Below are 21855 nucleotides of genomic sequence, written 5' to 3'. Positions count from 1 at the left end.
AAAATAATTATGAAAATTATTATTGTTGGTGGTGGAACGGCCGGTATTACAATGGCGGCACGCTTAAGAAATGAATTAAGCCCTTCATATACTATTTCTGTCATTGAACCTTCTGAGTATCATTACTACCAACCTTATTGGACTCTTAATGGCGCTGGTATCGGAAAAAAAGAAGATACAAGACGTACAACTGCTTCAGTCATGCCAGATGGTGTTGAATGGATCAAGGATCGTTGTCAACAAATCCGACCAGATAAGAAGGAAGTTGAAACTCTTGAGCATGGAACACTAAACTACGATATCCTGGTAGTTGCACCAGGAATTCAAATTAATTGGAATGAAATTGAAGGCCTAAAAGACTCCATCGGAAAGAAAGGTGTTTGTTCAAATTATAGCTATGACTATGTGGATTATACTTGGAAATTTCTCCAAGCGCTTAAAAATGGCAACGCGCTATTTACCTTTCCAAACTCCCCACTAAAATGTGGTGGTGCTCCTCAAAAGATCATGTACCTTGTTGAAGACTATGTACGTAAACATGGCAATAGAGACAATGTAACGATTGAGTTTGCAAGTCCAGGTCAGGCAATTTTTGGAATTCCAAAATATAAAGCTGCACTTGAAAAGATTATAAAAGAAAGAGATATCAAAACACACTTTCACATCAATTTAGAAAAACTAGATGGTGAAAATAACAAGGCCTATTTTAGAGATCTCCAAACAAATGAACTGATAGAAAAAGATTATTCTTTTATTCATATTGTTCCGCCGATGTCAGCGCCAGACTTCTTAAAGGATAGTGATCTACTTGATAGCACGGGCTGGATTGATGTTGATAAGCATACGTTTCAACATAAGAAATATTCCAATGTTTTTGCGATTGGCGATGCGACAAATGTCCCAACGGCCAAAACAGGTGCGGCAGTAAGAAAGCAGGCTCCAGTTCTTGTCGAAAATATTGTGAAATTCATTAATAATAAAACTAATTTCAATACAAGCTATAATGGTTATACCTCATGTCCGATTGTAACTGGCTACGGACAACTAATTCTTGCAGAATTTGATTACGACGGAAATCCATGTGAGACTTTCCCATTTGATCAAGCAAAGCCTCGCTGGAGCATGTACTTTCTAAAAGCACATATTTTGCCAATTGTTTACTGGCATGGAATGCTTAAAGGAAGAATGTAAGTTACTTCTTTGCAAGGTTTTTAATTTTAGGATGTAGAGTAAACTCACACTTCATTGACTTTGTAACAAGACAATTATCCTTGGCCTTGTAAAGAAGATCTAAATAAGGATCAACATCTGACTCACAACAAATTTCTAAATGAACGTGAATATCACATTTCGTAAATTCATAGCCCTTGGCCACTTTTTCGAGATGAGCATCTGCCTTTACTTCAATATTATTAAAAGCAAGTTTTTTAAAAGAAGCAAAAGACTTGAATGTTAGAATATAGCAACTAGAGATACTTGCACTAAAAAGGTCTTCAGGGCTCCACTCACTCTCGACACCATTAAATTCAGGCGGCGGAGTAATTGTAATGGTCTGTTTTTTATCTGCCGTAAGGCTTAACTCGATACTTTCAGAGTTTCCCTTAGTAATAGTTGTATACGTACCCATAAATACTCCTAATTAAACATGTGCTTGAGCAGCATTTTCAGTATGACTTCTAATTTTTCGAAGGGCCACAATCATATCAGAATAAGTAAGTGCACCAAGTGCATCATACTCTCCACTTGAAACACGATCTAAGTGCTTCTTTCTTATTTGCTCAGCCTGGTCTCTTAATTCCTTAGACTTTCTTTCAGCAACACTATAATCAACCTTATCAAGAGAAATTTGATTTGAGACTGAATCATAGAATGCCTTTACATTAACAAATAAGTCATCAAAGTCTTTCTTTGCCTCATCTCTCATAAGTTTTGATATATCACCTCGATCACTATAAGCAATGAGCCTTTCGATATAATCAGCAATACTCTCTAATTCATCGACTTCCTTAATCATCGACTGAGAACGGCGTGACTCATCTTCACTTAAAGGATTAACCATAAGTTTAACGATAAAAATGGTAACTTCTTTTTGTATATTGTCTGTAATTCTCTCATAATCCTTGGCCTTAAGAGCAATCTTCTCCCTTTCGCCAAAGTTCTGTTTAATATAAATCTCTTCTGCTAAAGCATAAAGTCTAGAAACGATATCTTTCATTTTATTAACCTCGGCCTGTGCTTGTGCAAGCGCAGCCGCAGTTACCATTTGGCTTGGATCACCTAACATGACAAGGTGGTGTTGCTCCTTCTCTCCGGTAGCAGGAGTAATCCTTGTCACAAAATTTGCTAACTGAGTTAAGAAAGGAATAAAAATAATCGTGGCCGCGACATTGAAGATAGTATGTCCTGTAGCAATATGAACAGCAACATTGATAAAGTCACCATCTGCATTGACAGCATTTGCAGCACCTGGAACTAAGTAATCGATAAATTCAACATAGAATGGAAAGAATAAAAAGATAACAAGTACACCCAAGAGATTAAATATAGCGTGAGCTCGAGCTGCCCTTTTGGCGGTTATATTAGCCCCAACACTCGCTAAAAGAGCGGTAATGGTTGTTCCAATATTTTCCCCTAATACCAGAGCAGCGGCCGTATGAAATTGAATAACACCTGATCCAGCTAGGGCTATTGTAATACCCAACATTGCAGAAGAAGATTGAATTACGACAGTTAATATACAGCCGACAATAATACACGCAAAGTATGCTCCGTAATTCTGTTCAGAGAAATATGAAATCATACTTAAAAATTCAGGCATTGTTCTAAGTGGTTTAAATGCATTGGACATAATACTTAAACCAAAGAAGATCATACCAACTGAAAAAAGGATACGCCCAATTTGGCGATAGCGATTAGTTTTAGCAAATAGCAAAGGAAAGATTCCAAGACCGATAAAGAGAAGTCCATACTTCCCTACTTTTATTGAAATGATCCAACCAGTAACTGTTGTCCCGATATTGGCCCCTAGAATAACTCCAATGGCCTGTCCTAAATTCATTAAACCAGCATTAACGAAACCAACAGTCATAACAGTAGTTACAGATGAACTTTGAACAAAGATGGTAACAAGAGTTCCAACGATGACAGCAGAGAAGCGATTTGTTGTAATTTTATTAATCGTATTTTTAACGACGTCGCCAGCGACTGATTGTAGTGCCTCTGACATATTCTTCATTCCATAGAAGAAAATACCAAGCCCACCAAGGACAGAATAAATAAGTTTAAAAACTTCCACTGCTCTCCACTTCCTTTCGCCTATGAAACGACGTTATATTGATCGTGATAAATTTCAACAATCGTTAGAAATAGTATTCCAATAATTGGTCCATAGAAGATTCCTCCCATACCAAAAACACCCATTCCTCCTATAATCGAAAGAAGAACGAAAGTTGAATTAATTTGAATACGGTTACCAATGAATTTTGGCTTAAACCAATTTTCCACAACAAGACCAACTAGCGCTGTGAAAATAAAAAGGATGACACCTGAAGTAGGACTTCCTGTAAGGACGAGATAAAGACTTGCAGGTATCGTAACAACAGAGATACCAACTAAAGGAACGAAGGCCAAGAAAATCATAAGAACAGTCCAAAGAACAACTGATTCAATTCCTGCCACCCAAAGAGCGAGTCCACCAAGAACTCCTTGAATCACTCCACCAACACCATTACAAACCAGTGTTACATAATTCATTTGATTAAACTTATCGAGGATTTTTTGTTCTTGGTCTGATGGAAGTGGCGAAAGATCAAATATATATGTCTTTAACCTCTTTCCTTCAACAAAAACACCAAAAACCACAATCATCATAATTGCGAGATCAAAAATGAATGTGATGATATTTCCTACAATTGAATTGATACTCGAAATAACAGTTCCCGATATTCCTTTAAGAGTACCAAATACTGTCGTCTTAACTTGTTCCATATCAATATCAACTCCAGTGATATCTGAAACACTTTTAATAAGAGCAGCGACTGGCCCATCACCAAATAAAAAGTCGTTAACTTCATGATGAGACATTGCCTTCATTATCGTTTGATAAAGGCTTAGAGCTTCTTTACTAAGAGCAATTGATAAGAAGATTAGAGGAATAAGAACAAGTAGAATAATTAAACAACTTGTTATCGATGCGGCCATATTGTCAGAGACTTTAAATTTTTCAATTATCTTAGTATTTAGAGGATTAAATACTCCAGCCAGAACAAAGCCAAAGATGATTGGAGCAATCATTTGCTTGGCCATCATCCATACAAGATAACAGACTAAAAGAAAGATAAAACCGAAGAATACGTACGTTACATTATATTTATTTTGCATATAAATATTGTATGTTTGAATTGATTAATAGGCAATTTTAATTCCCCTACTTTATTAGTGCTCGACACTGTCTGAGTTCAATAAATAGTTTTAATAACTTCGTAAGATAATAGGCCCCAGGCATAACGCCTATGATGGCAGCATAAGTTAATGCCATTTTGAAATCTTTTAGAAAGTACATAATTACAATAAAAGTAATAATGAAAGATAAAATACCAAAGCAAAAGAAGATAGAAATGAAATTAACGATCATACTTACGAGAATTGGCGTAGTTGTCGCGACCTTAACATCCTTTGCTACCTTTGCCCTCGCGATATAGTAGTACTGTCCGACTTTGAAATATGCTAACTCTATCTCTTCATCACTATCGAAGAATTCCGCAATAGAAGCTGAAGTAATCACATTTTCAATTCTAGTTCCATCGCTGAACTCAACAAAACTAAATACGCGATCATTTCCACTTTGTGTTGAAGTTCCACAACCAATAACTGTCGATTTCAAATTCAAAACCATATTTGGGCCCTTAAAATTATTAGGCTATTATCGGTAATATACTGGACAACTTTACTTAGAGATTATTTGTTTGGAAGAGCTTAAAAATGAAAAGGCTCCGAAAGGAGCCTTTATTATATTAGAATTTGATTCTAGTAACAGTAGTAGTTACCCCAGTAATCACGGTAACAATCATAGTAGTAAGTATAGTGAAATGCATACCAGTAGTAATAAAATGCAACACCACCAAACACTACAAAGTATAGTCCATAGTCGTAGCTATAGTAACCAGAGTAGTTAGCACCTGTATTTTTCATACCATCAACATAATCTTGAATTAGTGACTTTGATTCTTCAAGAGTCATATTTTCTACGTTGATTGAACCAACAAGATTAGAAAGTTCAGTAGCAACTTTCTTATCTTTAATATTTGCTTGTAGGTAATTTAAAACTTCAGATGGCTTAACACCTTCTTGAGCTAGATCACCTAATTGTTTTTCAAATGATTTAACAGTTTCATTGTAGAAGTTTTGATCTTTTTGATCCCATTCTACAGATAATTTAAACTCAACTTCTTCAAAGATTGGTGCGATTTTAGCTTCAACATTTGCAAGAGCCGAGAACGAAAAGCATACAAGTGCTACAGCAGCTAATTTTCTTAACATGAACATCTCCCTATTAATAACGTTATGGGTAACTACCCTATCTAAACATATTTTGTCAATTTAATAAAAGCCTACTTACTTTATAAACCCATCTCGTGATAGGCATTTAGAAGGTTTATACGATCCCTCAAAGGTGACTTACATGATTTACGACACTCTTTGAGAATCGACTTCAATAAATCTCCTCTAATATTTGAACTGCTCGTGATATTCTTACGAACATCATAAACAAGACCATGACTTGATTCTTTATCAAGTTCGCGTACTTGCCATAATACGCCCAAGACAAAATCAATATTGGCGTAAGCATTTGTTTCAAATCCTGCACTATAAACTTCATCGCGAAAGGCATCTTTTTCACGGACTCTTTTCGCATAATCTTTCACATTATCAGCAATCGTTGCGCTATCAGCGATTGATGCCGCAAAGAAGTCTGCCATACCTTCATTAACAGGAGAAGAATGACTAAGGCCAAGATGATCACTCAAAGCAACATGAGCAAACTCATGATAAACAACTTCTGGGATAAAGCTTGTATCTAAAAAGAACTTCTTTCCTTGAAGAAGTCCGTAAAGCTTTTTCATTGCATAAAAAGAAGCTTCAATAATTGCAGTCGATCCAAGAATATTTAAACCACTCTGCGCAAGAGCATCTCCAGAAAGTAAAAATAAGTCACTTATAAATTTTTGAAAACTTGCTAATCTTGATTGATTCCTAAACTCACTAAAGATAGCAGCAGTTTGTTCAAAGTCATTCTTTAACCCTTCCTGTGGAAGGTTGATTTCTTTTGCCGGACGAAACCAAATTTCATAATTCCAAGGCTTAATCCCAAACCTTTCTCTACCCTCTCCAGGTGGAATTGAAAGAGCATTATTATATTCAGGTGATAAATTATCGTGAGCGAAGTGACCAATTGAATTAAATTGATTTGTTATATTTAAGCGAACGATAAGTTGAGGTAAATCTTTTACGTAATCAGACTTAACGACATTAAGAAAATAACGTTTTGCCTTTGTTAAGTGATAAAAGACACTTGCGGCCCTTAGCTTTTCAACTTCGTCCGTTAAACTCTCAAGATTGATTGCTTCATTTGATTTCCCATAAACAATTTTAAAACTTTTGTTTTCTAGGATTGGAGCATTAACTAGATCAAGCTCAACTTCTTTCTTAATCAGATCCATGTCATTATCTCGCGTAATAACCTGGGCCTTGTGACTTGCAAAAGTAGTTACTGTAAGAAATGAAACAAGAAGCAACTTAGAAAATTGAGTGATCACGTGCTGGCTCCTGTTTTGTCTCTGTTAACATCTCAATTCCCACTAAAGATAATACCTTCACAAAGTAGAAAGTAGTAGGAATTGCTGCAACAAAAATTGTTCCATATCTTCTAATAAATCTTTTTCTCTTTTCTGCTTTGGTTAGCTCTGGATTCCAAACATCATCGACAAGTGCAAGAGTAGTTAAATCATCTCCTGACACAAGTCCTGTTTCATAAGAAGCAGAGAGAATATCCTCAAAGGAAACATTAACACCTTCAAATAAATTCATCATTTGAAGATCTCCAAGTTCTTTTCTAACCATCTTTGCAGCAAATCGATACTGCTCCATTGGATCAAGAATAATCTCTTCAACACTTTCATCATCAATTATCACATTGATAATAACTTCATCTGCATTAAGTCGATTTAACAATCTTTGAGTCATTCCTCGAAGATAGATAATTTGAAATTGATTGTACTTTGCAAGTAATGCCTCTCTTCGAGAAACCTTACTCTTATCACGTCGACTTGAAATAAAGTTTGTACCTTTTATATCTAGTCGTTCGGGAAATTGTTTTGTTAAAAATGCCTGTTCTTTCAAATACTCGGCCAACGTCTGTGGCTCAAGATGATAGTCTTCTTGAGCTAGTCTTTTTAGCATCCAATATGTACGCTTACTTATAAGCTCCTCATGATATGCCTTCTTTAAAAATTTGATTGGCTTCTTTTGTGCAAGTTCTTTAAAAAGACTCATCGCTGCGAGATTAAAGCACAGTCCTCTCTCTTGTGCCCTTTGGAAGTTATCAAAAGGTTGTGATCTAAAATCTTTAACAATAGGATTAAGAGGTACTAGAAATTTTTCTTTCTTCGACTTCTCAAATGACTTCATCGTTCTTAGCAATAGACGATATTGTGTATCATCCATTTTCGAAGACGAGCGCAAGTATATTAACGCCTCATAAAGTTTATGATTCGCTACTTGATTAATCTCTTCTAGCACATCGTACTCGCAACTCTGCTTAGAAAGATCAACTTCTCCTAACAGAGACATTTCCTGAGAACTCAGACCTGCTTGGGCCTTTGCTATATCTTCCTTATCAAAGTACGCACTTTGCCCTGCGAGATTTAACCCACATGCTTGAAAGCTCATATTCAAAGACAGAATAAGGATAAGTAGACGATTTTGCATATGCCTATCTACCCTGAACACTCAACAAAGAAAATAAGTGGTGAAATTTATACACTAATTATTTAGTTGTAAATTTAATCCAACTAGTTAAGATAACTCCGTTAAGAAATCAATAATTTCAACAATTTATGACATAGATCATATTTTGTTTAGTTTTTGTATTCTAAACAGAAAATATTCATCATTTTTTCAGAAAAGGGAGGACGCATGTCGAAGGAGAGAGAGAGTAACTTCGATTTTGATGAACTATTCTTTTCCAGGACCGATAAGCGAGGAGTTATCGCGTCTGGAAATTCAGTATTTCAACGAGTCAGTCAGTACGAGTGGGAGGAAATGCTTGGCAAGCCCCACAAGGTTGTAAGACATCCAGAGATGCCCCGAGGGGTTTTCTCACTTCTTTGGGACACTATTGCCAAAGGTAAGATGATCGGCGCCTACGTAAACAATCAGGCCAAGGATGGAAGTAATTATTGGGTCTATGCCCTCGTCTCACCTATTGACGATGGCTATCTATCAGTAAGACTAAAGCCTAGTAGTCATTTCTTTGAGATCGTAAAAGAGAAGTACATTGAGCTAACTCTACTAGAGAAGCGCAAGAAGCTTACACCAGCACAATCTCAGGAGAAGCTTCTTGAAATGATTGGCGAATTAGGGTTTGAGTCTTACGAAAACTTTATGATTGAGGCGCTTATGCAAGAGCTTGAATCGAGACAGAAAGCACTTGGAGAAGAACCAATTGAGGAACTGAATCTTTTACGCAAGGCCTTAAAGTCAGGATCGTTTTTACAAGAGCAGTCAGAAGGTATTTTTGAGGAGTATCAAAAGACTTCGCTTGTCCCTATGAACTTAGAACTTCAGGCGGCAAAGATTGGAGAAGATGCAGCTTCGATCGCAACTATCTCAACACAATACGATAATCTTGCAAAAGAGATTCAAGAGGAAATTAATAAGTTTATGGTTTCGGGAAAGCTCGTTCAAGACAAAGTTAAAGACTGCCAGTTCTTCGTTTGTAACTCAATTTTGCAAAGAGAAATTTACAGCTTCTTTGAAAAGGAGACTAAACCCTCGCCTATTCAAAAAGAAAACGAAATGAGAATCTTAGCACACTTACAAAATCAACAGAATTTGAACGCTAAATCGAGCCTAATTGATATTCAAAAAGAATTTAGTGAATTCAAAAGAGTCTGTAATGATGTGAAGAAGCTATCAATTGGATTAGAGATGGTAAGCATAAGTGGTAAGATTGAAGCGGCAAAGTTAAACCGAAATTCAGGAGAACTTTCAAGTCTACTCGATCAACTAACAAATTTTAAAGACTCACTCAAGCAATCACTAAAAGAGATAAACGATATCGGAAGCGATCTAGTTCATCAGGTGTCTCGCATGAATGAGTCCTTAGCTAGTCAAAATAATTAAGACTGATAACTTTCTTTAAAATCTCTAATTGATTTTGAGATTGTTGTCGTTGGGCGTCCAATGAGCTTTGATAATTGTCTTTGATTATCAAATAAGCCTCCATTGGATGCACCTTTTTCAGAGTCGGCCAAGAGCTGTGCAAAACCTTCAGGTAGTCCGGCCTGCATTAGAGCGGACTTAAACTCTACTTCACTTAAATTTTGATATTTAATCTCACGCTCAAATTCTTTTCCTACGACCTCTGCAAATTCAGAAAGTGTAAAGGCCTCATCTCCTGCTAGCTCATAAACCTTTCCAGAATGTCCTTCACTCGTTAATACCTTTGCTGCCGCTAAAGCATAGTCCTCTCGTGCAGCAGTTGATAGTTTTCCATCTCCAGCACAACCGATTACAGTAGAGTGCTCAATGATATTAGGTAGGCCCATTGTATAGTTTTCAGAATACCAACCATTACGAAGAATAGTTGTTGCAATATTGAGCTCATTAATAAGTTGTTCAGTTTCAACATGCTCCTTTGCAAGTCCCAAAGGCGACTTATCAGCGTGGAGTATACTTGTATAAGTAAGATGCTTAACTGAAGATCTTTTAACTGCTTCAATTACATTCTTATGTTGAGGTAATCGCTTCCCTACTTCACTAGCTGATATTAATAGTAATTTATCAACTCCTGCGAGTGCCTTATCAAGAGTATCTGGTTTTTCATAATCCCCAAATCTTACTTGTACACCTTGTTTTTCATAATCACTTAACTTATCTGTCGATCTTGCAATTGCAACAATCTCATTGGCCTTAACACCTTCATCTAATAACGCCTTAATTACTAACTGGCCGAGTTGTCCAGATGCTCCTGTTAATGCAATCATATAATTCTCCTTTTTATCTATAGCTAAAGCTTCTCATCGAAATGGAAGCGTTTTGAATTCCTTCAAAATCAAATTTCAACTGATCATCATTACTTGATGCTCCGATGATATATAAGAGCGGTAAGTAGTGTTCAATCGAAGGTACACTCATTTTACCAATGTCTGTTTTTTGAAATTTGTTTATTAAATAATCAAAATCTTTTTCAATAATTTTTTCTTTAATAAGCTCATCATATTCTTTTGCCCAATTTGAAACTTGGGCGTCTTGACTCCAGCTTATTGCTCTTAAGTTATGAACAATATTTCCACTTCCTATGATCAGAACACCTTTTTCTCTTAAAACGCTAAGCTTCTTACCTAAATCAAAATGATACTGAGGTGGCTTTCTCATATCCAGACTCAACTGAACAACTGGAATATCCGCCTTAGGGTACATAAATTTCAATAATGACCATGTGCCATGATCAAGGCCCCAATTTTCATTATCAAGCTTGATGCTTTCACCAATAAGATCAACTATTTCTCTGGCAAGTTCTTGAGAGCCTGGTGCAGGATATTCGATCTCATATAATTCTTTTGGAAAACCGTAGAAATCATGAATTGTTTTTGGTTTATCCATCGCCGTGACCCAAGTACCTTGAGTTTCCCAATGCGCAGATATCATGAGTATTGCTCTTGGTTTCGGAAGTTCCTCTCCTATGCTTCTAAGCTGCTCAGTAAAGTCATTACTTGCAACAGCATTCATAGGAGAGCCATGTCCTAAAAATAGTGTTGGTATTCTCTTTTTAGTCATGACTATCCCCTCAATTACTTTGTTACGACTTTAAATGTGAGAGTTACTGTATCTGAAATTACCTTATCACCAAGGTTCTTAAAAAAACTTCCAGAACCATAGACCATATCAAACTCTGTACGATCAAAAGCTAATACACCAGAGTAAACCTTACCTTTTTTAGTTACAGGAACTGTAACGGCATTAGTCTTACCTTTTATTGTTAACTTCCCGTATAAATGGCCATTATCAATTTTATCAATCTTCAACTTTGCTGTTGGATACTTTTCAACATCAAAGAAGTCACTACTCTTAATATGCGATAAGAACTTAGACTTCCATTCCCCTTTAAGAGTTGTATCGTCAATTGAACTCATATCTGCGACAAAAGAACCTCTTCCATTATCTAAACTTGCACTTTTCATTTTAATTGGGCCAGAGTGAAAATCACCTGTGATCTTTGTTCCTTTCCACACAAAAGAGCTTCTAGCTAAGTCAATATTATCGGCCATTGCCGTAAAAGAAGTTAAAATTAGTCCTAGAATTATAAATTTAGCTTTCATTATTTTCTCCTGATTTGCTTTGTTATGTATTCTATTATGGGGAAAAAGGGAGTGTTGCATAAGACCACAATATTGCAATATAATGTTCCATATAAGGAACACTCTATGGATCTAAATTTACTTAAGATATTTGAAAAAGTTGCAGAAGTTGGAAGTTTAACAAAGGCGTCAACAGTACTAGGACACCCCAAGTCTAAAATAAGTCGTGATCTCGTTAAGTTAGAGGATGAACTTGAACAGACTTTATTAATTCGCGGGCCAAGAGGAATTGTGCTTACAGAAAAAGGCTTAAGTCTTTTACAATTAATAAGAACACCACTTGAGTCATTAGATGCTTCCGTTTTAAAAATTAAAAATCAAACTAATGAAATGAAAGGACTCATAAAAATCACAGCGCCAGAAGACCTTTCCCAACTCATACTTACAGATATCGTCTGCGAATTTATGGATAAGTATCCAGGAATAAGAATTGAGTTGTACTCCACTAATATACTCATGGATTTCAAAGAACATAAACTTGATATGGCCCTTCGAATTGGAAAACTGAAGGATTCATCGTTAATACAAAAGAAAGTATGTGATATTGAAGTCGGACTCGTTGCCTCAGCACAATATTTAAAAACTTCGACAAAGGTTAATGAAGTAAATGATCTTCAAAAACATCCTGTAGCAATTTTAACTGATCTTTATGGTAATCCTTTAAATAAGTCATGTTTTAAAGAGGTTGTTCCACAATTTGCTAGTAACTCATTCCCCATATTAAAAGATTACGTTGCAAAGAATAAAGGCCCAGCGATGATTCCTAGCTTCTATTGTAAGAGGGAGCTTGTGGAAAATAGCTTCATCAAAGTTTTACCAGATTTAAAGTACCTTGCAAGAACTCTATTTCTACTATCTAAGCCTTCAAAGCATACGCCAAAGCATGTAAAAATATTTAAAGACTATCTTTATGAGAATCTAAAGCGTAGCTTAGAGAGCTAATCTTTAGATCGAAAGGAAGAAGGAATAATATCAACCCCTAGCCTTTGTCCAAGTTTTACAACAAAGGGAATAGTTAACGGAGCAAAAGGAAGAACAAGCAATGCACCGACTCCTAAGCCTTTGATAATTTCGAGAAATTGCTTATTTGCTTCTTTCATTTCTTCATTAGAAGCCCGCCCCTGAGTATATCGTCCATATATGACAAACATTTCTCTTGTTTCAGCACCTTCTTTTTCTAGGCCATCACGTAGAACGATCAAAGACTTCCTAATCTTTAAGAGCATCCCTTTCTTCTTTGAAGCAAAGTATACAAGAGAATCAAGATATAAATCTTCAAGTTTCCTTAGTAGACTCATGGAGCAATATGTCCTTCTTTAAGATGATGAAAATTCATTAACTTATCTTTTAGACGCTGAGAATAAGTTAAAAGATGCATAATTGCGCCAGCATCATTACGTTCCGGTTTGGCCATTAAAATAAAAACCTTCTTTCCAAAACCCTCAAGATCTCTTTGAAACTCTTGTGAGATCTTCTTTAAATCTTTATCCTTTTGGTCTTCACTAGTGATATTCTCAAAAACAGAAAGTGTCGTACTTGCTATTTCTCGGACAATCATAAGCACATCACTTTTAAGCTCAATATAATTATTGTCCATAGACTCTTTTACACCTGCAATATCTTTAACTGAGTCATGCATTTGGAAGATATACTCATACATTGCCATTACATTCACAATACGATCAATCTCGTCTTCATTGTTACATTTTGAAATAAACTTAGAAAAGAATCCTAAAAGTTCAGCTTTAAGAAAGTCCATATACTCGATACGCTTCTTTGCGGCTTCATAGATTCCTCGATAATTTGTTTCGATACTCAATGTTACTAAATTGTAATTTTCTTGAACAAATCGAAAAGTTTTTTCAAGATCCACCATCAGATTTTTTTCAATTTCATCAAATTGTGTTTCTTCTTTTAATCCCAGCTCAATACGTTCAAAGTCCATTTGCCCTTCTCCTAACATACGATCAATAAGACTCGAAAAAGGATTTAAGAAGACAATAAAGATTAAGCTCGTCGTCACATTGAAAATTAAATGAAAATTTGCAAGAGCAATAGCTGGTATATTTGACATTAATGGCAATCGATCCCCCCAAAAGATTATAATTGGAAGAAAGATTAAGACGCCCCCTAAATTGAAAAGGAAGTGCGCCAGGGCCGTCTTCTTTGCAGAAATATCCATATTGATAATTGAAATAAGCGCAGTAACAGTTGTTCCTAGATTTGAACCCATTAAAATGGGAATCGCATTATCGAGACTCATCAAACCTTGCTGAGTGAAAATGATTGCCAAACCAGTTGTCACCGAACTAGATTGAACAATTGCCGTAATAACGGCCCCTACCAATACTCCAAGTAAAGGATTATGGGCCTGTGTTAAAAACTCGATTAATCGAGAATCTGATTGAAGTGGAGCAAGTGCAGAAGAAATCAAATTTAAACTAAAGAAAACAAAACCAAAGTAAAAGAATGTTTTACCAAAAATAGCGTAACGTGATCTCGTAAATGAAAGTAGAAATCCCAAAATAATGAAGATCGGTGCAAAGGCAGTCAATTTAAACGCTACAAGCTGTGCCGTTACCGTCGTTCCGACATTAGCTCCAAAAATAATTCCAACACTATTTTTAAAAGACATGACCCCAGCGTTTACAAGACTGATTGCAATGACAGAGGTTGCAGAACTCGATTGAATTAAGGCAGTAATAATAGCACCAATTAATACCCCAACAACAGGATACATTGTTGCACTACCTAGAAATTTTCTAAATTTCTCTCCAGTAATATTTTGAACTTCTTTGGAAAAGTTCTCAAGGCCAAAGACAAAGAGTATTACACTCGATGTCGCGGCCAAGATAATTTGAAAATCCTTCATTAACTAACTCTCTACTAAGTATTATTTACGCTAACGTAAAGTGATATCTTTAAATGATAACAGTAAACGAGTTACCTAGCCCATCAAATTACTTATTAAGTTTGATGATTTTTGTTGCCGTACTTGCTGGCATTCTATTTTTCTTAGGATACTTAAGCGATTTAAAGACAGTCTTCATAGGTCTGGCCTTTAAAATTGTTGCTTTAAATTGCATCTCATCAGCTTCAATATCATTTTGAATATCGAATCTAACTTTCTTAGCATTCTCTTTTGCCTCATCTGCTATAATCGCCCCAGCAAATAGTCCACCAACAACATATTTGGCCGGATTACTATATTCTTCAGCAGAGGAAAAGAAAGTTGAGATATTTCCAACATAAGTTTTCTTTCCATTTCCAACATTTGAAAACTTCACTGTATTACTCTCTTCAAACATATAAATCTTTGTCGTCATTCCCGAAGTACAACCAATCTGACTTAGATAAGTATCTCCTTTTTGAAATTTACCGACAAAGAATCCAGACTCATCAGTTGTTAAGACAGTATCCTCATTCTTCGCCTTATCTGTAAAAATCAAGTTACAAGTGTTTGCAAATTTCGCACCATCAAAGTACAGGGAGAATTTTCCGAAAAATACTCCTTCATTATCTCCTAGTGCATCGGCCTTAAAGTCTTTTGGTGAGTTTGCACAACCAATAAATAGTGCAAAAAGGGCAAGTACTGAAATCTTTCTCATTTGATATTCCTCCATCTTGAATAAGTTCATTGAAGATTTATCGACTAATTCTCTTTAGAACATTAAGGAATTTCAACCACTTAGAGTCACTACAGATACCTCTTCTATATATCTAGAATTACTATGAATAAATGAATGAACATTGTACGGCCGCTTAATTTCTCGACATCGAAATTAGGCCAACTAAATGAATATACGAGAAAAATAATGGCACCCTCCTTGCAAATTATACATTTGAACTAAACTATGGAGTTGTTTGTAATGAAGAAATTCTTTTTTCTAGGCTTACTATTATCTTTTAATACTCAAGCAGATTTTAGCATTGGCTATCAAGGCTCGGGTGTTGAAGTAAATAAACGAAAGTATGAGACGAGACCGCTCATTCAAACAGACGAATTCAATACCAAATCGTACTGGACCGATACCGTGCGAAGAACAGCTGTTGTAAAATCCATCGTAGGCTGCCTTAGCGAAAACTGTGCCTATTTTAATGAAATGGACATGTCAGATATCTTTAAAGAGTCTGTGGCACAATTTGGTAAAGAAGAAGGTGAAATGTACTTTACCAATGTAGTTGCCGGATTAATTATTGGCTCTCCTGAGGTGAGAAGGGATAATATCTATTCTTCAGCAAAGCTACTTTTAAGCTTCAACCAAAAGATCTACCTCGCCCATATCCTTGGTACCATTATGAACAATCACTACGATTTTCAACGTGATAAGGAAGGTGTTGTAACCACTGAAGATCTTTTCCAAGCAATTAGAGAAGGAAGCAAAGCAGGAGTTTGTCGTGACATTGCGGTAGCTCAAGCAAATGTTCTTAAAAAGCTTAATATAGATGACGTCTATGTTGTTGCATATAATACAAGAGATGTTGGTCACGCTACTGTTGTCGTACAAGACCCTGGTAATAAAGATCGTATTATCAATTTTAATTACGGTGAAACAAGAATCAACGAAAGCCAAAGTGCTCAGGGGTTAGCACAAGATACAACCCTAGCAGATTTTGGAATAAATTATAGAATCTTTAACGCTGATGGTGAGCCTGTTGATCGTGTACCAAGTGAAGTTGGTTACCTATTAAATCAAGCAGTAGGTCTGGACGTTGAGATGATTGCCCCAGGTGTAGAGTTTGATAATATCGATGTTATCTCAATGAATTATGAAAATGGCGCAATTCATGCAAAAAGCTACTACGCTGAATCATCAAGCGGCTTAACAGCATCTGGTGTTGCTGCAACGTTAAAAAACCAAGGTAATCGAATTAAGTTTGATGCGGGAATTGCTATTCAAAGAGAACAGAAGAAACTTGAACACAGAGATTTTATAAAGGATAGTACGAGTATTTATTTTGGAATGGATGCTCGCCTTAAGTCAGGAAAAGTAGACTTAGGAATTCTTCGAAATGTTTATGCTGACGTAAAATCCCACGTTAGTATCACTGTGGGGAATGGAAAGATAAAAGCAGATAATTTCCAAACAGAAGGTGATTTTAGTGACAGTCAAAATATGTTCTCATCTTCACTTTATGCTGATTCAGACTATCTGGGATTTGATTGGAAAGGAATTGTTACGGCCCATGCTTCAATTATGAAAGCAGACGTTAGAGAAGAAGGTAAATACACGATGGCCGTAATTGGTGGAACAATTAAAAACGAAATCAAAAAACAAATTATGAAAGAGTATGGAGTTGGAATTCAAAATATTATCTATATTCGACAAGAAGGTGCAACTGCAGACTATAGTATTACACTATACTCAGAGGATGGACGCCACTCTTTTGAAATAGGAATGAAAGCTCCTCTATATGGTCGAACAGGATTTTGGGTAAAAGGAAATCAAAAATCGACATACATTTCTGCTCAAACAAAAGTTTTAAAAGATAGTTTAAGTTTAGGTATTAAATATATAAAAAAGGATAATCAAGAAGCGACTTACAAATTTGAAGGTGAATACATTTTTTAATAAATATAATAGTCACCTCTTAGAGGTGACTATTACTATCTATATAATCAATAATCTCATCTAAATGAATATAAATATTACGCTTAGCCTTGTTTAAATTACCTTCTTTAAAATGAAAACCAGCAAGTCCAAGTTGTCTTGCCGCATCCACCTCTTTTAAAGACTCCGATATATAAAGACTTGGGTAGCGGCCAGTCTCATCGAGGGCCTTATTAAAAATATAAGGCGCAGGCTTTAATTCTTCATTACTCATAGGAATATAGATTTTTTCAAACACACTCCAATCAAACTCAACAGAATCATTCCAGTGTGCTCTTACATATTCCTTCAAAGTCGTAATTTTTTGTTCGTAAGTTTCACCAAACGACTCTGGAATATTTGAGATAATGGCAACATGAATCCCCATATCCTTCAGTGATTTAATATACTCAAGAGAGCCTTCGTAATAGTGATAATTACCACTTTTTTTAGTATTGATGATGGTATCTCCCAAATCAAAGAACACCCACCTTTCAACTTGTGTATCTTCATTTAGGTTATTTGCGTAATACGCAACACCTGCAAATGAAATTAAAGTGATAAGAACTAGAAGTACGATATTTTCTTTTTTCATACTTTATTTTAGCAAACAATTTTATTAGTTTAACCTGATTAAAATCAGTATTTTCAGTTATATTTTTCCACATCCATTGGAACTTCCATAACAAGAAATTCTGAGTCATTAAATGACCTTATCCCAATATTATTACCTGGATCGATACCAAGTCCATCTCGAGCAGAAAGAGTTAGATCATTTACTCTAACTTCACCACTAATCACAAAGATATAAACACCATTTGATTCCATAAACTTTTTATAGGTTAAGTTTTGACCTTCCTCTAAACTAGCTAATGAGAAAAAAGCATTTTGATTAATACTAACTGAATTACTTCGGCCATCAGGAGAGACAATTAATTGAAACTCTCCTCTACGATCTGATTCTTTGAAGTACTTTTGAGAATAAGTGGGTGTTATATTATGCTCTTTAGGCAATACCCAAATTTGTAGGAAGTGTACTTCTTCCCTGTCAGAGTTATTATACTCGCTATGAGAAATTCCTGAACCGGCCGACATAACCTGTATCTCACCTTTCTTAATGATAAAGTCATTTCCAATAGTATCTTTATGATGAAGGGCGCCTTTTAAAGGCACTGAGATAATTTCCATATTACGGTGAGGATGAGTTCCAAAGCCTTTTCCAGGTGCAACAACATCATCATTAATAACCCTTAGCGCTCCAAAATGGATTCTTTCAGGATCATAGTAATCGGCAAAACTAAAAGTATGATTGCTTTTTAGCCAACCGTGTTCTGCATGACCACGTGAATCAGCACGATGAAGTACGTTTGTCATCTTTCCTCCTACATTTTGATTATTATAGCGATCTTCAATACTTCAATGTAGGTAAATTAAATTAAAATTTTAGTTGGGGGATCAAGTAAGAACTCTAAAAGTAATTCGATTTCTTTTACTAAATCAGGTTCTATATTAGTCCAATTTTTTTGACTAACCTGAATTCGATCATAAAGCTCATTTGCTTTCTTTTTAATTTTGAAGGTTGAGCCCTCTGAAATCGACTCAACCATTCTCCATTTTAATTCATCAAAAATATAGTAGTAAGTTTGTGGGCCATCATCTCTCCCCAGTTCTTGGTCAATGACGGCCACCAGATCCCACCAATCGTTTTTTCGGTATCTTCTTGAGCTAGAGTACATCTTAGCGAAGCTCTCGGCGAAGAACTTTCCCAACATTATTCTTCGGTAAATCGTCCACAAAAGCAATTTGCTTTGGAACTTTATAGCCAGCAAGATTTTTCTTTGCATAAGCCTTAATATCTTCTTCTGTTAAATTTGCTTTTGATTTAACAATAAAGACTTTTACAACTTGTCCTGACTTTTCACTTTCAATTCCAATAGCAGCAACATCCTGTACACCATCTAGCTCTAATAGAACTCCTTCAACTTCATTTGGATAAACATTAAATCCAGAAACAACAATCATGTCTTTCTTACGATCTAAAATTCTTAGGAAACCTTTTTCATCAACCGTGGCATAGTCTCCTGTTTTAAGCCAACCATCTTTAGTAAAGGTCTTACTTGTTTCCTCTGGTTGATTCCAATACCCTTTCATAACCTGAGGCCCTTTTACACAAAGCTCTCCTTCTTCATTAAAACCTAACTCATTCTCATCAGCATCAATGATTTTAATATCAGTTGAAGGAAGAGGAAGCCCAATAGAACCTATTTCATCCGTCCCATCTGTTGGGTTACAACTGACAACAGGAGATGCTTCAGTAAGGCCATATCCTTCAATAACTCTTGTCTTTGTAATTTTCTCCCAGTCTTGCTTAACAGCTGGCTTAAGGGCCATTCCACCTGCAACACTAAACTCAATAAAGCTCAAATTCTGTTTTCTGAAATTTTCATTTGCAAGTAGCGCTTGCAGTAGAGTGTTGACAACAATTAGAACTTTCGGCTTGTGTGTATACACATCTTTGATAAGTGAATTTAAATCACGAGGATTTGTTACAAGAACGTTAGTCATACCCATCTTAAAGAAACCAAAGATATTAACTGATAAAGTAAAGACATGATAGATAGGTAGTGGAGCGAGGATATTTGCAGGCTCTGTTCCAAGTCCTGCCTTAATCCAAACATCCATTTGTAGCATATTCGCGATAATATTTCGGTGAGTTAGGATAGCCGCTTTTGTTTTCCCCGTTGTTCCACCAGTATATTGAAAGAGCGCAGTTTCCTCTCTTTCCACTGTTGGATAAGTTACACTCAGTCCTTGTCCTTTTTCGATTGCTTCATTAAGAGTTAAGTAACTACCTTTATAAGTAGGAATCATTTTCTTTACATGCTTAATAACAAAATTTGTTAGCTTCCTTTTTACTAATGGAAAAAAATCACCAATTTCTGTCGTAATAATATGCTCGATCTGACTTCCTTCAATGGCCTCTTCAAGATTAGCAACAAAGTTTGTACAGATAACAATTGCTTTTGCCCCACTATCTTCAAGTACCTTTTTTACTTCTCTCGTAGTGTAGAGAGGGTTTGTATTAACAACAATTAGCCCTGCTTTGAAAGCACCAAAAAGAGCAACCGGGTATTGCAGAAGGTTTGGCATCTGAATCATGATGACATCACCTTTTTTAAGTTTCAAATCATTGATAAGGTAATTAGCAAAGGCTTCTGACTTCTCTTTGACTTCACTATAAGTCATGCTTGCATTCATATTGATAAAAGCTTTTCTCGTCGAAAACTTTCCACAAGTTTCATCAATCATTTCAACAATATTATTATATTGATCAGGGTTAATTTCTGTGGCGGCGTTCTTTGGATAATTATCCAACCATACTCTATTCATTTATATATCCTTTTTTCTTATAGCTTTAATCTAATATTCACAATTCCCATTGTTTCAGTTTCAACGACAACGTCACCGCGACTCTTTAGCAGTCCAAGCACAGCATGATTTCCAGTGCTAGCAGTTCCATATATTTCTTTTATATCACGCTCTTTAGCTGCCTTGATTAAATGATCTATCAAGATCCCACCAAAGCCTTTTCGGTGATACTTATCTATTACTGTTACGGCAAACTCGGCCGTCGGAGAATTATCCGAGTCACGATAAAATCTTGTAGAACCTACAGGCTTTTCGCCGTCCTCACTTTCCTGCATTACAGTTAAGGCAACGTGATTAATATAATCAGGGCAAGTAAATAGCTCTAAGTCCTTCTTAGATAAGCTTTTCTTGGCCGCAAGAAAACGACTATTAAGTGTTCGGTGAGAGGCCATTTTAAATGCTTCAATCAACTTCTCTTGATCATTTTCACTGACACTTCTAATGACGTACTTTTCACCAAGATGCTCAAATTTTTCAAAGAACTTTTCGTTATACTTCACAGTTTCGCTCACAGTCTTTTTCAAGATCTTTCAATGACACATGCTCTATACAGCGTCTTTATAAATTGTTCTTTAATGACTTCAAATTCTTTCTTATCTCTACCTCGTCTTATCCAAGAATAAACAAGCTCTCTAGCAGCGCCAAATAACATGGCATCTAGTATTCGACGATCAACAATTCTAATATTTTCGACTTCAGCTTGAGTGGTAAGAACGTCATAAATTTTTGTCGATAAAATCTCATACTCACTAATTAGAAGTTCTCTAATTTCTTGGTAGCCAGACATTGAAGCCTTCCAAAAAAAGTCGCTTTCTTTCACTTTCGACTCATGCCAGTCAAAATAAACACTAACTAAATCAATTAGAGTTTCTTCTACTGTCTTGGCCGCACTGGCCGCAATAAAAGCTTTATTTCTAATCTTAGTAGATAGTTTAATGAATAAGGATTTATAGATATCTTCTATTCCATTTGGAAAATGATAATAGAAAGTTCCAGTTGAAAGGCCGGTCTGTTTTTTAAGTTTTGATACGGAAATATCTAAGATGGCCTCTTCTTTCAGAAGCTCTAACACACCTTCAAAAATGGCCTCTTTTGAGTCCTGTTTCACCGCCACTCCATTTATAGACAACTTGTCTAGACGTAGACTCTAAAATATGCCACAAGACACGAGTAGACTCAAGTTAAATGATATAACT

Annotated in this window: 23 protein-coding genes; 4 read left to right on the top strand and 19 right to left on the bottom strand. The window is 35.8% G+C overall.

The genetic code is table 11. The features are described from left to right. Positions 1-9 precede the first annotated feature (9 nt). Positions 10-1191, top strand: a complete 1182-nt coding sequence (locus ACMAWV_RS13490; RefSeq protein ID WP_412470200.1) for an FAD-dependent oxidoreductase — start codon at positions 10-12, stop codon at positions 1189-1191. A gap of 1 nt (position 1192) precedes the next feature. Here ACMAWV_RS13490 and ACMAWV_RS13485 read toward each other — a convergent pair whose 3' ends face one another. The 7 genes from ACMAWV_RS13485 to ACMAWV_RS13455 all read right to left on the bottom strand — a co-directional run bounded on the left by ACMAWV_RS13485 (position 1193) and on the right by ACMAWV_RS13455 (position 7986). Beyond that, positions 1193-1627: an OsmC family protein gene (locus ACMAWV_RS13485; RefSeq protein WP_412463255.1), complete on the bottom strand. Its 435-nt coding sequence runs from the start codon at positions 1625-1627 to the stop codon at positions 1193-1195. 12 nt (positions 1628-1639) lie between these two features. Next, entirely contained in the window at positions 1640-3295 is a 1656-nt protein-coding gene (locus ACMAWV_RS13480; protein WP_103218235.1) for a Na/Pi cotransporter family protein, read from the bottom strand. Between the two features lie 20 nt (positions 3296-3315). Continuing rightward, on the bottom strand, positions 3316-4380 hold the full coding sequence (locus tag ACMAWV_RS13475) for an AI-2E family transporter (protein ID WP_412463256.1): 1065 nt from the start codon (positions 4378-4380) through the stop codon (positions 3316-3318). Positions 4381-4426: 46 nt separating this feature from the next. Further along, positions 4427-4894 (bottom strand): hypothetical protein, encoded by a 468-nt coding sequence (locus ACMAWV_RS13470; protein ID WP_412470201.1) that lies wholly within the window; start codon positions 4892-4894, stop codon positions 4427-4429. A 131-nt stretch (positions 4895-5025) separates the two neighbouring features. After that, positions 5026-5538 carry a hypothetical protein gene (locus tag ACMAWV_RS13465; RefSeq protein WP_103218238.1) on the bottom strand — a complete coding sequence of 171 codons (513 nt, stop codon included), beginning with the start codon at positions 5536-5538 and terminating at the stop codon, positions 5026-5028. 80 nt (positions 5539-5618) lie between these two features. Next, complete coding sequence (locus tag ACMAWV_RS13460) at positions 5619-6815, bottom strand: hypothetical protein (RefSeq protein WP_412470202.1); 1197 nt, start codon at positions 6813-6815, stop codon at positions 5619-5621. Next, on the bottom strand, positions 6796-7986 hold the full coding sequence (locus tag ACMAWV_RS13455; protein ID WP_412470203.1) for a hypothetical protein: 1191 nt from the start codon (positions 7984-7986) through the stop codon (positions 6796-6798). Before ACMAWV_RS13455 ends, ACMAWV_RS13460 begins: the two co-directional genes overlap by 20 nt. Before the next feature lie 207 nt (positions 7987-8193). Between ACMAWV_RS13455 and ACMAWV_RS13450 the strand changes: the two genes are divergently transcribed. Beyond that, on the top strand, positions 8194-9402 hold the full coding sequence (locus ACMAWV_RS13450; protein WP_412470204.1) for a PAS domain-containing protein: 1209 nt from the start codon (positions 8194-8196) through the stop codon (positions 9400-9402). Here the strand turns inward: ACMAWV_RS13450 and ACMAWV_RS13445 are convergent. The 3 genes from ACMAWV_RS13445 to ACMAWV_RS13435 are packed head-to-tail and all read right to left on the bottom strand — an operon-like array spanning position 9399 to position 11600. Next, on the bottom strand, positions 9399-10265 hold the full coding sequence (locus ACMAWV_RS13445; RefSeq protein WP_392992774.1) for an SDR family oxidoreductase: 867 nt from the start codon (positions 10263-10265) through the stop codon (positions 9399-9401). The genes ACMAWV_RS13450 and ACMAWV_RS13445 overlap by 4 nt on opposite strands. Positions 10266-10278: 13 nt before the next feature. Continuing rightward, positions 10279-11058, bottom strand: coding sequence for a 4,5-DOPA dioxygenase extradiol (ygiD, locus tag ACMAWV_RS13440; protein WP_103218243.1), 780 nt, complete (start codon positions 11056-11058; stop codon positions 10279-10281). A gap of 14 nt (positions 11059-11072) precedes the next feature. After that, complete coding sequence (locus ACMAWV_RS13435; RefSeq protein ID WP_103218244.1) at positions 11073-11600, bottom strand: YceI family protein; 528 nt, start codon at positions 11598-11600, stop codon at positions 11073-11075. Between the two features lie 105 nt (positions 11601-11705). On the opposite strand from ACMAWV_RS13435, the gene ACMAWV_RS13430 reads away from it, so the two are divergent. Then, entirely contained in the window at positions 11706-12581 is an 876-nt protein-coding gene (locus tag ACMAWV_RS13430; RefSeq protein ID WP_412463262.1) for a LysR family transcriptional regulator, read from the top strand. Here ACMAWV_RS13430 and ACMAWV_RS13425 read toward each other — a convergent pair. From ACMAWV_RS13425 to ACMAWV_RS13415, 3 genes are all read right to left on the bottom strand, one after another. Continuing rightward, on the bottom strand, positions 12578-12937 hold the full coding sequence (locus ACMAWV_RS13425) for a hypothetical protein (RefSeq protein ID WP_103218246.1): 360 nt from the start codon (positions 12935-12937) through the stop codon (positions 12578-12580). The genes ACMAWV_RS13430 and ACMAWV_RS13425 overlap by 4 nt on opposite strands. Continuing rightward, positions 12934-14511 carry a Na/Pi cotransporter family protein gene (locus tag ACMAWV_RS13420; RefSeq protein WP_412463263.1) on the bottom strand — a complete coding sequence of 526 codons (1578 nt, stop codon included), beginning with the start codon at positions 14509-14511 and terminating at the stop codon, positions 12934-12936. Before ACMAWV_RS13420 ends, ACMAWV_RS13425 begins: the two co-directional genes overlap by 4 nt. Before the next feature lie 88 nt (positions 14512-14599). Continuing rightward, positions 14600-15247, bottom strand: coding sequence for a hypothetical protein (locus ACMAWV_RS13415; protein ID WP_103218248.1), 648 nt, complete (start codon positions 15245-15247; stop codon positions 14600-14602). Positions 15248-15508: 261 nt separating this feature from the next. Between ACMAWV_RS13415 and ACMAWV_RS13410 the strand changes: the two genes are divergently transcribed. Next, positions 15509-17212, top strand: coding sequence for a transglutaminase-like domain-containing protein (locus ACMAWV_RS13410; protein WP_412470205.1), 1704 nt, complete (start codon positions 15509-15511; stop codon positions 17210-17212). Between the two features lie 19 nt (positions 17213-17231). Here ACMAWV_RS13410 and ACMAWV_RS13405 read toward each other — a convergent pair whose 3' ends face one another. The 6 genes from ACMAWV_RS13405 to ACMAWV_RS13380 are packed head-to-tail and all read right to left on the bottom strand — an operon-like array spanning position 17232 to position 21767. Continuing rightward, positions 17232-17825 carry a hypothetical protein gene (locus tag ACMAWV_RS13405; protein ID WP_103218250.1) on the bottom strand — a complete coding sequence of 198 codons (594 nt, stop codon included), beginning with the start codon at positions 17823-17825 and terminating at the stop codon, positions 17232-17234. Between the two features lie 53 nt (positions 17826-17878). Further along, the gene (locus ACMAWV_RS13400; protein WP_412470206.1) at positions 17879-18604 is read right to left on the bottom strand and encodes a pirin family protein; all 726 of its coding nucleotides are present in this window, start codon (positions 18602-18604) and stop codon (positions 17879-17881) included. A 56-nt stretch (positions 18605-18660) separates the two neighbouring features. Further along, positions 18661-18999 (bottom strand): hypothetical protein, encoded by a 339-nt coding sequence (locus ACMAWV_RS13395; RefSeq protein ID WP_412470207.1) that lies wholly within the window; start codon positions 18997-18999, stop codon positions 18661-18663. Then, positions 18968-20620, bottom strand: a complete 1653-nt coding sequence (locus ACMAWV_RS13390) for an AMP-binding protein (protein ID WP_412470208.1) — start codon at positions 20618-20620, stop codon at positions 18968-18970. Before ACMAWV_RS13390 ends, ACMAWV_RS13395 begins: the two co-directional genes overlap by 32 nt. 17 nt (positions 20621-20637) lie before the next feature. Continuing rightward, positions 20638-21159 (bottom strand): GNAT family N-acetyltransferase, encoded by a 522-nt coding sequence (locus ACMAWV_RS13385; RefSeq protein ID WP_146037862.1) that lies wholly within the window; start codon positions 21157-21159, stop codon positions 20638-20640. Positions 21160-21179: 20 nt separating this feature from the next. Further along, on the bottom strand, positions 21180-21767 hold the full coding sequence (locus tag ACMAWV_RS13380) for a TetR/AcrR family transcriptional regulator (RefSeq protein ID WP_103218255.1): 588 nt from the start codon (positions 21765-21767) through the stop codon (positions 21180-21182). Positions 21768-21855: the final 88 nt, after the last annotated feature.

The sequence above is a fragment of the Halobacteriovorax sp. RT-1-1 genome (assembly GCF_047085455.1).
In the GTDB taxonomy this organism is placed as follows: Bacteria; Bdellovibrionota; Bacteriovoracia; order Bacteriovoracales; family Bacteriovoracaceae; genus Halobacteriovorax_A.
This window is presented reverse-complemented; position numbering and strand designations above follow the sequence as displayed.